General features: G+C 39.7%; 12 protein-coding genes. 5 read left to right on the top strand and 7 right to left on the bottom strand.

Annotated features, from left to right (window positions below; genetic code table 11):
* Positions 1 to 21: 21 nt before the first annotated feature.
* Positions 22 to 1,221 (bottom strand): tyrosine--tRNA ligase, encoded by a 1,200-nt coding sequence (tyrS, locus tag H5232_RS06345; protein ID WP_145237578.1) that lies wholly within the window; start codon positions 1,219 to 1,221, stop codon positions 22 to 24.
* A gap of 150 nt (positions 1,222 to 1,371) precedes the next feature.
* Here tyrS and H5232_RS06340 point away from each other — a divergent pair, with 150 nt between their 5' ends.
* Positions 1,372 to 2,685: a peptidoglycan DD-metalloendopeptidase family protein gene (locus H5232_RS06340; protein WP_182717010.1), complete on the top strand. Its 1,314-nt coding sequence runs from the start codon at positions 1,372 to 1,374 to the stop codon at positions 2,683 to 2,685.
* A 208-nt stretch (positions 2,686 to 2,893) separates the two neighbouring features.
* Entirely contained in the window at positions 2,894 to 3,388 is a 495-nt protein-coding gene (locus H5232_RS06335; protein ID WP_182717009.1) for a tetratricopeptide repeat protein, read from the top strand.
* A 271-nt stretch (positions 3,389 to 3,659) separates the two neighbouring features.
* Here the strand turns inward: H5232_RS06335 and H5232_RS06330 are convergent, their stop codons facing one another.
* The 4 genes from H5232_RS06330 to H5232_RS06315 all read right to left on the bottom strand — a co-directional run bounded on the left by H5232_RS06330 (position 3,660) and on the right by H5232_RS06315 (position 7,423).
* Positions 3,660 to 3,836, bottom strand: a complete 177-nt coding sequence (locus H5232_RS06330; RefSeq protein WP_167542971.1) for a hypothetical protein — start codon at positions 3,834 to 3,836, stop codon at positions 3,660 to 3,662.
* Positions 3,837 to 4,237: 401 nt separating this feature from the next.
* On the bottom strand, positions 4,238 to 5,368 hold the full coding sequence (locus tag H5232_RS06325) for a sodium ion-translocating decarboxylase subunit beta (protein WP_145237582.1): 1,131 nt from the start codon (positions 5,366 to 5,368) through the stop codon (positions 4,238 to 4,240).
* Between the two features lie 11 nt (positions 5,369 to 5,379).
* Entirely contained in the window at positions 5,380 to 7,164 is a 1,785-nt protein-coding gene (gene oadA / locus H5232_RS06320) for a sodium-extruding oxaloacetate decarboxylase subunit alpha (RefSeq protein ID WP_182830660.1), read from the bottom strand.
* Between the two features lie 10 nt (positions 7,165 to 7,174).
* A complete protein-coding gene (locus H5232_RS06315) occupies positions 7,175 to 7,423 on the bottom strand; it encodes an OadG family protein (RefSeq protein ID WP_182717007.1) in 249 nt (82 codons plus the stop codon).
* A 518-nt stretch (positions 7,424 to 7,941) separates the two neighbouring features.
* Here H5232_RS06315 and H5232_RS06310 point away from each other — a divergent pair.
* The 3 genes from H5232_RS06310 (at position 7,942) to H5232_RS06300 (ending at position 11,582) form a co-directional block, all read left to right on the top strand.
* The gene (locus H5232_RS06310; protein WP_145237585.1) at positions 7,942 to 8,115 is read left to right on the top strand and encodes a DUF1328 family protein; all 174 of its coding nucleotides are present in this window, start codon (positions 7,942 to 7,944) and stop codon (positions 8,113 to 8,115) included.
* Positions 8,116 to 8,169: 54 nt separating this feature from the next.
* Positions 8,170 to 8,361, top strand: a complete 192-nt coding sequence (locus tag H5232_RS06305) for a hypothetical protein (RefSeq protein ID WP_149980895.1) — start codon at positions 8,170 to 8,172, stop codon at positions 8,359 to 8,361.
* 257 nt (positions 8,362 to 8,618) lie between these two features.
* The gene (locus tag H5232_RS06300; protein WP_182717006.1) at positions 8,619 to 11,582 is read left to right on the top strand and encodes a TonB-dependent receptor domain-containing protein; all 2,964 of its coding nucleotides are present in this window, start codon (positions 8,619 to 8,621) and stop codon (positions 11,580 to 11,582) included.
* A gap of 70 nt (positions 11,583 to 11,652) precedes the next feature.
* On the opposite strand, the gene pdxJ is transcribed toward H5232_RS06300, so the two are convergent.
* Together pdxJ and recO are read right to left on the bottom strand one after the other, a co-directional pair.
* Positions 11,653 to 12,384, bottom strand: a complete 732-nt coding sequence (gene pdxJ / locus H5232_RS06295) for a pyridoxine 5'-phosphate synthase (protein ID WP_182717005.1) — start codon at positions 12,382 to 12,384, stop codon at positions 11,653 to 11,655.
* 62 nt (positions 12,385 to 12,446) lie between these two features.
* Positions 12,447 to 13,136 carry a DNA repair protein RecO gene (gene recO / locus H5232_RS06290; protein ID WP_145237591.1) on the bottom strand — a complete coding sequence of 230 codons (690 nt, stop codon included), beginning with the start codon at positions 13,134 to 13,136 and terminating at the stop codon, positions 12,447 to 12,449.
* Between the last annotated feature and the right edge of the window lie 10 nt (positions 13,137 to 13,146).

The following is a 13,146-nucleotide window of genomic DNA, read 5'->3' as shown; positions in this document are numbered from 1 at the left end:
TGAATTTTCATTCTTTACCTATTAAGCACAGGTAATATTTGCAAACTTACGTTTGCCAACTTGATAAATAGCTGTGCTGCCTTTTGCAATTTCAAGCTTAGTATCAGTGACCTTTTCTTCGCCATTGATTTTAACTGCGCCTTGTTTGATCATTCGCATAGCTTCTGACGTACTCGCAACTAAGCCTGCTTCTTTAAGCAAATTAGTAATAAATACGGTATCTTCATCAATCGTTACTGTCATATCTGGGATATCATCCGGTAACGCATTTTTTTGAAAACGTTTAATAAAATCTTCATGCGCACCAACAGCTGCTGCATCGCTGTGAAAACGAGCAATCATTTCTTTTGCTAAATCGATTTTAATATCACGCGGATTAGTACCTTGTGCAACCTTTTCTTTAAGCGCAGCAATTTCGTCAATTGATAAGCTACTTAGCAAATCATAATAACGCCACATCAGCTCATCACTAATAGACATGATCTTACCAAACATATCGTTAGGAGCATCAGTAATACCAATGTAGTTACCTAATGACTTAGACATTTTTTGCACACCGTCGGTGCCCTCAAGTAAAGGCATCATTAATACGGTTTGTGGCTTTTGGCCTTCGTCTTTTTGTAGCTCTCGACCCATTAATAGATTAAAGCGTTGATCAGTACCACCGAGCTCAACATCAGCTTCAAGCGCAACTGAATCCCAACCTTGCACTAATGGATACAAAAACTCATGAATCGCAATTGATTGTCCGCCAGCATAACGCTTTTTAAAATCATCACGTTCTAGCATACGAGCAACAGTTTGACGTGCTGCTAGCTTGATCATCCCTGCAGCGCCTAAATTCTCCATCCAAGTTGAATTAAAAGCAACCGTGGTTTTAGCCGGATCCAGAATTTTAAATACTTGTTCTTTATATGTTTCAGCATTTGCCAATACATCTTCACGGGTTAGTGGCTTACGAGTTACATTTTTACCCGTTGGGTCACCAATCATACCGGTGAAATCACCAATTAAGAAAATCACTTCATGACCTAAGTCTTGGAAGGTTTTCATTTTATTAATTAGCACAGTGTGACCTAAGTGTAAGTCAGGTGCAGTTGGATCAAAACCAGCTTTGATCTTTAGCTTTTTACCAGACTTTAGCTTTTCGACTAACTCGTCTTCAATTAATATTTCTTCAGCACCGCGTTTTATCTCTGCTAGAGCGGTTTGTAAGTCCACTATGTATTACTCCAAAAAATTCAGTCAATCTGGTGATTCTAGCGTAAATCCGCGCCAGTTTAAATCTACAAAACACTGGTATTAACGCTTTATTAAGTATATCCTGCAATATTAGTGATTAATTATCTTGACAGCAGGAAAAGGCACGTTATGGTTCGCGTTGTGCACACTCTCCCAAAAAAACACAAATTGCTTATTCTAGGCTTGGTTTCTGCTATTGCTGCTTTAACACTCATTCCTTCAGAAAAAGCCACCGCCTCTAAAGACAATAGCGCTGATGCGCTAGAAATTGGCAAGCGCTACGAATTACAAATTAAAGTTGATGATAACGAAAAATTAACTGAATTAAATTCGCAAGAAGATGCAGCAAAATTCCCAGAATACAATCTAGTCGATTTTGAAGTAAAGAACGGTGACAATTTAGCACTTATTTTCAAACGCGCCGGCTTTTCAGCGCAAACCGTTCATAAACTGCTTAATACCAATGCAGAAACACGTAAACTTAGTAAAATTCACCCTGGTGAAACATTAAGCTTTGCTACCGCCGAAGATGGTTCTTTGGCACAGTTACGTTATGTGATTTCAAAAACAGATACCCTATTCGTTACATTAAATGAAGAAGGTAACTACGATACGTCTATTGATAGTAAAGAAATTGAAACATTAACTAAATCAACAGGCGGAGAAATTACCAACAGCTTTTGGACCTCAGGTATTGCTGCTGGTTTAAGTGAACGGCAAATAATGAACTTTGCTGACATATTCGGTTGGGATGTGGATTTTGCCAATGATATCCGTAAAGGCGATCAATTTGGTTTAATCTATGAATCGCATTATGTTGATGGCGAGTTTATTGGCACAGGTAAAATTATAGCTGCTGAGTTTATTAACCAAGGTCAACGTTACGCGGCTATTCGTCACAGCGATGGTACTTTTTACACGCCTGAAGGGCGTAGTATGAAAAAAGCATTTTTACGTGCACCGGTTAACTTTAAATATATAAGCTCAAGCTTTAATCCGCGTCGCTTACACCCTGTAACAGGACAAGTAAGAGCACACCGTGGGATTGACTACGCAGCTCGTACTGGAACGCCAGTAGTTGCCTCTGGTAATGGTAAAGTAATTAAAGCCGGATACAGTAAGTATAATGGTAACTATATATTTATTAGTCACGGCACACAGTACGTCACTAAATACCTACACCTTAACAAGAAACTAGTTAAAACTGGTCAAAAAGTTAAGCAAGGTCAACAAATTGGTACTGTCGGCTCCACAGGTCGTGTAACAGGCGCACACTTACACTACGAGTTTTTAGTTAACGGCGTTCACCGTAACCCTAAAACGGTTAAGTTACCGAAGTCAGAGCCACTGCCTCGCGACGAGCTTGCTAAGTTTAAACCAATCGCAGATAACTTCTTAGCGCAGCTAGAGCGCAACCGAGAGCTACAGTTAGCGCTTAAGTAAAGCGGTCAGCGAAAAATATAAGCCGTTGTTATGTAAATAGCAACGGCTTTTTGTTGAACTGTTTGATGTGATGCGCTCCGGTTGTATTCGCAAATTAATGTTGCAATAGAACTTGCATGTGCTGCCTCATATCTACTTTTATAGTTTTGAAAGTTAAGCAAACGTCACCTGATAAACGGCTATGAGCGAAAATTGAATATTTTATTGATTGAAATTTAGCCATGCGATTATTAATATCGCAATTTTCTCCGATAACATTAGTGACCGCCGTTTTGGTGTGCTAAAAAACCACCAAAATGGGACAAATAGATTGTTACGTTTCAGAATGAGCATTGAAGATATAAACAAAAAAGCCAAATCATTAATAGATGAAACTTGGAAAGATAACTCCAAGTGGCATCAAAACTTTGATGAGGCAAAAAGCATTCTTGAGCAAGTCTTACATAACCATACTGATGATGAGCTAACTCTCATAAACTATGGAACTGTTCTATGTGATATGGGCAAACATCAAGAAGCGGCTGAATATTTTAAAAAAGCAATAGATCAAGGCAGTAATAACAAACATGCATTTTACAATTTAGGTGTAGCGCTTATGAATTGTTCAACTGACGAAAATGCAATGTTCTACATGAAAAAAGCAAAATCAAAACAAGCTTGTGCTCTAACCTGGGAGGCTTACTTTGATCCAATGGGGCACTAATAACTTAACAAGATGGGTTTATTATCCATACAAAGCGTTTAAACATCGTTCAGACCATGTGGCCTTCACGGGAAACCCAAAGCTGCGTGACTGTTGTGGGATCGCAGAGTAACGAGCATAGATAAATATTCAAAGATTGATATCTACCGTTACAATTTTTTCGTTGTGTTTCGCGGTGCTCAACCCAACCTACACAGTCCATTTAAACACGAGCTTATCACTTACAACTTAAAGCTTACCGCTCCTAGACCTTAAAACTGGCAGCTACGCTCTACCTCACCAACACATAAATCAATTGCACAACCAATGAAATCATCACTAATGGCCAAATGTATTTGGCGTATTTAGTCGCACCATCTAGGCCCATTTTAGACTGATACTTTTCAAGTAGTGGCACAAGAATGATTAATGCAACAAACAGTGAAATTAAAATCACGAAGATATTCATACCATTCCTATTTAATAAAATATCTATCGAGTATACCTAGGGTCTGTTTATCTTTCGAGGTTAAATTTGCAGCTGCGCGTTTGGTTTTTAGGCAAGGCAGAGCCTATGTAGTGTGGTTATTCCCCATAAATAGGAGATAACTCGGCATAAATGCCAAACACGCGCTGCCCGAAGGGTTCTGCCTAGGGGCGATTAACTCTTTGTTGCTCGATTTTTACTTAGCCCACTAGGTTACAAATCTCGCGCCGTGATTAAATCGCCCCTAGTTTGAACAAATTTTAACCCTGAAAGGTCAACAGACCCTAAGCGCAAAAAAAAAGCGCAGTAAATACTGCGCCAGTCGGTTGGAAGTAAAAGTTACCTCACCATACTCAGCTCGCTGGGTATGGTTTAAGATTTGTTTAACCTACCAGAGCTAACAAGATACCTGCAGCCACAGCACTACCCAGTACTCCCGCAACATTTGGTCCCATTGCATGCATTAATAAGAAATTATGCGGATTATTCTCCAGACCCACTTTATTAACTACGCGTGCAGCCATTGGCACAGCTGATACACCAGCCGCGCCGATGAGTGGATTGATTGGTGATTTAGAGAACTTGTTCATACCTTTTGCCATAAATACACCTGAAGCTGTACCAATTGCAAAAGCCAAGGCGCCGAGTACCAAAATACCAATTGTTTCTACGGTTAAAAACTTATCTGCAGCAAGCTTAGAGCCTACAGCTAAACCAAGGAAAATAGTGGTGATATTTATGATCTCGTTTTGTGCACTATTACTTAAACGGTCAACCACACCAGACTCTCGCATCAAGTTTCCTAAACAGAACATGCCTACCAGTGGCGTTGCTGCAGGTAAAAACAAAATCGTTAAACTCAATACCATTAACGGAAAAATAATTTTTTCCTTTTTTGATACGGTGCGTAACTGTGGCATTTGAATTTTACGTTCTTCTGGTGTGGTTAAAGCCCGCATAATTGGCGGCTGAATAATTGGCACCAACGCCATATATGAGTATGCAGCTACGGCGATAGCACCCAATAAATCAGGAGCAAGTTTTGAGGCTAAGAAGATTGCCGTCGGGCCATCTGCACCACCTATAATCGCAATTGCTGACGCATCTTGTAAAGAAAACTCAAAACCTGGTACATAGTTTAGTAAAATTGCGCCAAACAAGGTTGCAAAAATACCAAACTGAGCTGCAGCACCTAGCAATAACATACGAGGATTAGCTATCAAGGCACTAAAATCAGTGAGTGCACCAACACCCATAAATATTAATAATGGGAATACACCGGTATCAATCCCAATATGATAAACGTAATACAGCAAACCACCGGGGTCTGATAAGCCCGCTACGGGGATATTTGTTAATATTGCCCCAAAGCCAATTGGTAATAATAATAACGGCTCAAAGTTGCGCGCAATTGCCAGATACAACAATAAACACCCTACTGCGATCATAATAAGCGCAGGAAATGTAAAATTAGCAATACCTGTTGCTTGCCAGAGGTTTAATAATGCTTCCATCCTCTGAGCTCCTAAGCTAGTGCTATCATAGCGTCACCCGTTGCCACTGAATCACCTTCAGCAACAAGAATTTCAGCAATAGTACCGGTGTGGGTTGCACGAATTTCAGTTTCCATTTTCATCGCTTCCATGATGATCACTACATCGCCTTCATTTACCGTTTGACCCGCTTTCACCTTGATTTTAAAGATGTTACCAGCAAGTGGAGCGTTAAGTGTTTCGCCGGAAGCAACTGACGCCGATTGTGGAATATGCTCACTATCTTTAAGTGTTACTTCTTTAAGCTCACCGCCTTGTGCAACCACTACATCATAAACTTTACCATCTACTTTTACGCTGTACTGCTCTGCTTTTACTGTGTTGCTGTTACTTTTTTTATTGCTAACTGGTTGTTCTTTATTAGCAGATTCAGCACTTGGCACAGCTTCGAATGCATCTGGGTTATTACGATTCTTAATGAATTTCAACCCAATTTGTGGGAATAATGCATACGTTAACACGTCATCAATCTGCACATCCGCTAAGCTTAAACCTTGCTCTTGTGCTTCTTTTAATAGCTCAGCTTGGAGTATTTCTAGTTCTGGTTGCAATAAATCAGCTGGGCGGCAAGTAATGACTTCTGCGCCATTAAGTACGCGCTCTTGTAACTCTTTATTCATCGGCGCAGGAGTTACGCCATACTCACCTTTTAGCACTCCGGCAGTTTCTTTGGTGATAGTTTTATAACGCTCGCCCGTCAATACGTTTAATACTGCTTGTGTACCAACAATTTGTGATGTTGGTGTAACTAACGGTAAATAACCTAAGTCTTCACGTACACGTGGGATCTCAAGTAATACTTCATTCAATTTATCCGCAGCACCTTGCTCTTTAAGCTGGTTTTCCATATTAGTTAACATGCCACCAGGCACTTGCGCTAATAAAATACGGCCATCAACACCTTTTAAGCTGCCTTCAAACGCGGCATATTTTTTACGAACATCACGGAAATAAGCAGCAATCTCTTCGAGTTGATTTAAATCCAGCTCAGTATCACGTTCAGTACCTTCAACAATCGATACAATCGTTTCAGTTGCGCTGTGCCCGTAAGTCATACTCATTGATGAAATTGCGGTATCAAGCATATCAATACCAGCATCAATCGCTTTTTGGTAAGTAGCAGTACTTAAACCTGTTGTGGCATGACACTGCATTGCAATTGGGATAGAGACTGTTTCTTTTAACGCTTTGATTAACTCTTCTGCATCGTATGGTTTAAGCAAACCGGCCATGTCTTTAATACAAATTGAATGACAGCCTAACTCTTCAAGCTGCTTGGCAAGCGTTAACCACATATCAAGTGTATGAACCGGGCTTACTGTGTACGAAATTGTACCTTGTGCATGTGCGCCAACTTTAATTGCAGCTTTAATAGCCGTTTCAAGATTACGAACATCGTTCATCGCATCAAAAATACGAAACACATCAACACCATTTTTGTGCGCTCGCTCTACAAATTTTTCAACAACATCATCGGCATAATGACGATAGCCTAAAAGGTTTTGACCACGTAATAACATTTGCTGTTTAGTATTTGGCATAGCTTTTTTAAGAGCACGAATACGCTCCCAAGGATCTTCACCCAAATAACGAATGCATGAATCAAAAGTAGCCCCACCCCATGATTCGATCGACCAATAACCTGCATCATCTAATTTTTGTGCAATCGGTAGCATGTCATCCAAACGCATACGCGTTGCTAATAATGATTGATGCGCGTCCCTAAGTACTAATTCTGTTAATTTTAATTTAGCCACAAGTAACTCCTTATAGTTTTTGTTTATTTTTGTATTGAGCTATGGCTGCACTTATCGCAGCGATGTGTTCACTTGATACACCTGATGCTTTGATTGACGGTGTACGCGTTGGCGTTGTTGCAACCGGCTGTTCAAAACGACTCGCTAATTTAGACATAATGGTAATTGCTGAAATCAACAACGAAAGAAAAACGAAAACGCCCACCATCCCGGTGATCATTAAGTTTGCTGCTGTAGCAAGTAACTGACCTATATCCATCCTGCTCCCCCCTGATTATTTCCACCCAGCCCCGCTAGGTAAAAAATCACTTTATTTAAATAATTATGCAACAATCATAACAAAGAAAAAGACCAAGTCCAACACTTTGTAAATTGGTAAAACCAATTAATACAAAGCTAACATATGCTCAGCAAAGTTAACACTCTACATTTTGCTATAATTTCATAGGATATAGATGATAAAAATACTGAATATAGCTATAACTTATAAGTAAAAGCTTATCCGCAGCTGGAAAACCTACCGACTGAACGACTGAACAACCGCTTGATTAAATACAAAATGGCTCAAAAATGAAATTGGTCTTACCAAAAAACGACTTAAATATTGATTTTTAGAGCGTCGAGTATAAGTTACAGATAAAGCTGTAAATAATTCCCACCTAATTTATGAAGAGAAATGAAATAAACCCCTATGATATTGATAATAAAGGATTTAAATACATGGCATGTAACTAGCATTATTTACTCCGAACAAATTTACAAACCAAGGAGACGACAATGTTACGCTGGACAATTACATTTCTAGTTATTGCACTTATTGCTGCAGTGTTAGGTTTTGGTGGTATCGCAGGTGCCGCAGCAGGAATTGCTAAGATTATCTTTTTTATCTTTATTGTATTGTTAGTTATTTCACTCGTTTCAGGTGCATTGCGCGGCAATGTCCCTAAGTGATAACAATTTATTTTAAATAACAACACATTTATTATTTTTACAAGGAATTACATTATGAAATCGACAACTATTAAAACCGCTGTGATCGCTTTATTCGCTAGTTTTTTTATCATGGGTTGTGAAGACAATCATGCAGAAGAGGCCGGTGAGCGCATCGATGAAGCTGTTACCGACGTACAAAACAAAGTAGAAGACGCCTGTGAAGAAGTAAAAGAAGGCGTTAACGCTAAAGAGACTAACTGTTAATAAATATATTCAAGATTAAAAAGCGGCTTCCGAAGCCGCTTTTTTATTTAAGCTACTGTTTAAAAACAATCTTTTTATCTACCCTGCCGTATTTCATTCGTTTTACATTTCAAACTTTTCAAAATTTTATATTTTGACGCTTTAAATTATTTGTATGTCCCAACTTAATGACTATCTTTAAAAAGCTAAGAGGAAGCATCTGCAATGTGCTTCCTGTTGTATTTAGCCTAATTATTATAAATATTTGGGAGATTACAATGTTAAAAAGTAGAATTTCATCTGCAGTGAAATATGCACTTAGTGCAGGGGTTGTCTCAACCGCACTCATCTATTCACCACTTTCCACAGCACAAGAAACTGAAGTCGACAAAGACGTCGAAGTTATTTCTGTTACAGGTAGCCGTATTCGCCAACCAGGAGCTGTTTCCGCTAGTCCTATCATTTCCATTGGAGAAAAAGAACTTGGTTTTCAACAAGAACCTGAAGTTGAACAAATATTAAGAAACTTACCAGCAACAGTACCTGGTGATGGTAGTAACGTTAATAATGGTTCTGGCGGTGCAGCTACAATAAACTTACGCGGTCTTGGTGCTCAACGCTCATTAGTATTAATGAATGGCCGTCGTATGATCCCATATAACTATAATGGTGCCGTAGATAGTTCAACCATCCCCAGTGCATTAATTGAACGAATTGATATTGTTACCGGTGGAGCATCTGCCGTTTATGGTTCTGATGCAATAGCGGGCGCTGTCAACATAGTGCTAAAAGATGATTTCCAAGGGGTGGTTTTTGACGCCAAACATTCAGAAACTGGCGATGGTGACGGTGATAAAGACAGCTTCAGTATTACTCTGGGTTCTAATCTTGAAGATGACAAAGGTAATGTAGTGTTATCGCTAGGTTGGACACAACGAGATCAAATTTTATTAGGTGATAGACCATTAGGCCTGCTAGGAATTGAAACTAAAACGGGTGCTAACTATGAACAATTCTTAAATGGCGAGCCGCCAATCCCAGCTCCTGATGCATGTAGTGGTCCAAACTCCGTCGAAAGTGGTGGATCTACCACCGCTTTTCCTACTCGATTTACAATTGTTGGTGCTGGCGGTAATGGTAGTGGCCAATTCAGAAATGATGGCACATTAGCCGCTACTGAGTGTAGTGTATTCAACTTCAACCCATACAACTTCTATCAAACACCATCTGAACGCTATTCAGCAACAGCTATTGGTAATTACTACCTGACAGATGATCACCAAGTTTATTCATCTGTGAACTTTACTAATACCAGTGTTGATACCCAAGTAGCTCCTTCTGGTACTTTTGGATCTGTGTTCAATTTACCATTAGCCAATCCATTAATAGGCGATCAAGCAAGGCAATTTATGATCGATGGCGCTACGGCTGCTTTAGGTGAAGGAAGTTTAGATACATCTAATTGGCAAGACATAAATGGCAATGGTATTGTTGATGAAGCTGACTACCTGTCAGTTCAACTTAGAAGACGTACATTAGAGCTTGGCGCTCGAACAGAACGATTTGACAGCACTCAATTTCAAATGGTGACTGGGGTTACAGGTTACTTTTTAGATGATTGGCAATATGATGCAAGCTATCAATATGGTGAATCTAACCGAACAACTGTTCGTGGTGGTTACACCAACTTAACTAACATTCAAAACGCGCTTGATACTACAGATGGCGTTACTTGTAAAAATGGTGATTCTAGTTGTGTTCCTATCAACTTATTTGGTGGTTTTGGTTCAATCACCGAAGAAATGGCAGGTTATGCACAAGCAATTGCATTGCAACAACAAAAATACAGCCAAGAAGTTTTCACTGCTAGTGTAAATGGCTCATTCGACTTTATTGAAATTCCGGGCGCTGGCGCACCACTGGCAATGAGTTTTGGCTATGAAAAGCGTAAAGAAAAAGGCTTATTTGAGCCTGACGAATGTTTAAAGCTTGCTCCAGCAAGCTGCCAAGGTGGTGCTGGCGGTAATCAACTTCCAATCTCTGGCGGTTTCTCCGTTGATGAGTTATTTATGGAAGGCTACTTGCCGGTATTAGATGGGTTACCAGGTGCTGAAACGCTTGATGTTGAGTTTGGTTTTCGTTGGGCTGATTATGATACAGTTGGTAGCAATGAAACCTGGAAGTTAGGCTTTAATTGGCGTCCAGTCAGCGATATTTTAGTCCGCGTCATGCAACAACAAGCTACTCGTGCACCTAATGTTGGTGAGATTGCATCCCCTGTAGTCACAGGATTAGATAATGCTCAAAGTGACCCGTGTTCAGTAGCTAATGCAGGTAATATTGATGAAACATTAAAACAGCTTTGTATATCAACTGGAATGACTGAAGCGCAAGTTGGTAATGTGCAAAATGTTATTTCAGGGCAAGTACAAGTTATTAGCGGTAGTGATCCTCTGAATCCTCCGGGGGCCGAAGAAGCAGACACATTTACAGCAGGTATTGTGTGGACGCCTGAGTTTGATGCGCTTGAAAACTTTACAATCACATTAGATTACTATGATATTGATATTAGTAATATTATTGGCAACTTTTCTGCTCAAGAAATTCTTGATGCTTGTTATGTACTTGGCGATACCAATGAGTGTGCAAAAATAAATAGAATTGGTGGTGATTTAACAATTGCTGGAGCTGGTATAGAACAGTTCACCACTAACTTGAAAAGCCAACGTGCTGAAGGTATCGAACTTGGTTTTAACTTTGCTGTACTAATGGACGAAATGGGCGAATTGCAATTTTCAGGTAATATCAATAAATATCTAACACAGGAGTCACAAAGCTCAGACACAGCTAGAATAATCGATTGTAAAGGTTACTTCAGTACCAGTTGTGACCCTGTATCAGAGCTTCGTTGGGTGCAACGTACTAGCTGGGTATGGGAAGATTTAACAATGTCATTACAATGGCGTCATATAGATGGCGTTGAAGTAGAGCCGATTGAAGCCCCGAATGTTTTTGAAGATTTTAGAAGCATTGACAGCTACGACTACTTTGATTTATTTGCTAGTTATTACGCAACAGAAAACATTGTAGTTAATTTCGGTATAGATAATATTTTTGAAAAAGAACCACCTGTCGTTGGTGGTGAAGCTGGCGATACCAGCTCTAACTCAGGTAATACATTCCCAAGTAACTATGATGTACTTGGCCGCAAATTTAAAATGGGCATTAAAGTCCAATTTTAAATAAATCCTTTCAGTTGCATTAACATGCACCGCACTTTATGCGGTGCATGTTTATAATTTATTACAATGGCTATGCTCTCGCTTCTAGCATTAGTCGCTTCATGTCACGTACTGCTTTATCTAATCCATCAATGGCTGCGCGCGCTATAATTGCGTGACCAATGTTTAATTCGTAAATTTCTTTCATAGCAGCAATCGGTTTCACGTTATGATAATGAAGACCGTGGCCGGCGTTTACTATCAAACCCAAACTTGCTGCATACTTTACGCCTTGATGAATATGCTCAAGTTGTTTTTGTATCTCGGTATCAGTTTGCGCATCCGCATAAGCGCCAGTATGAATTTCAACATAAGGGGCATTACAGGCTTTAGCTGCATCTAGTTGTGCTTTGTCTGCATCGATAAATAATGATACTTTAATACCGGCGTCAGTTAATTTTGCTGTCGCGGCTTTAATCTTATCTAGATTACCAACAACGTCTAAACCGCCTTCGGTGGTCAACTCTTCGCGTTTTTCTGGTACTAAGCAAACATAAGCTGGCTTAACATCTAAAGCAATATCAATCATTTCATCTGTAACCGCTATTTCAAGGTTCATTCGTGTTTGGATTGTTTTAGCCATCACATACACGTCACGATCTTGAATGTGACGACGGTCTTCACGTAAATGAATAGTGATCCCATCAGCGCCAGCATGCTCAGCAACACTCGCAGCATGTACTGGATCTGGGTAATTTGTACCCCGAGCTTGGCGTAAGGTAGCAATATGATCAACGTTTATACCCAAAAGAATATCTTTCATTTTTTTACCTGTAAAAATAACGGTTAAAAATACCGTATTAAGATTGTTGGTGAATACCCAAACTATTTGGATATAAACAGCTCGCGACTTTTTAATGGTTTTTTGCCTAATAAAGGCTTCATTAAATGACGACTTAATTGTTTTGCCATATATAACACATCCGGCGCACTAAAGTCATGAGCTGCAATTGCATTTAACTGCGCGCCAGAAAAGCCACTGCCTTGATTTTCTTGGGCAACAAAGCCGTATTCAGCAAAGTAACTATACGTTTGCTCTGCCGAAATTGGATCGCCTGCGGCATCAAAACTAAAGTCAACGCCATAGCCTAATAATTCTAATAGTTGAAATTCATAAGAACGTAATACAGCTTGTAAATTAGGGTGCTGGTTAAGCTGTTGTAGGTGAGTTTTATACAATTGATAGGCATGATCAATCGGTTCATTAATTGGTACAATGCGGTTGGTTAGTTCATTGAGGTAAAACCCACAATAAAGCTGATCCCCAACTAGTGTGGATTGCGTGCCATGTAGTTCAAATCGTTGGATATATTTCAGGTCGTGTTTACCGGTATAATTTACCAGTAAGGCTTGGAAGGGTTGTAACTGAGCTTTGTATTTTGTTGCTTGGCGACCGCTAATTCGCGCCAGCATGCGCAACTGGCCAACGCCTTCTACTAACATATCAAGCATTACTTGTGAGTCACTAAAAGGACGTCGGTGTAATAAATATGCCGTGTAGAAGTCGCTATCCATAAATATCGCT

This window comes from Pseudoalteromonas sp. SG41-5, assembly GCF_014164495.1.
Classification (GTDB): domain Bacteria; phylum Pseudomonadota; class Gammaproteobacteria; order Enterobacterales; family Alteromonadaceae; genus Pseudoalteromonas; species Pseudoalteromonas rhizosphaerae.
This window is presented reverse-complemented; position numbering and strand designations above follow the sequence as displayed.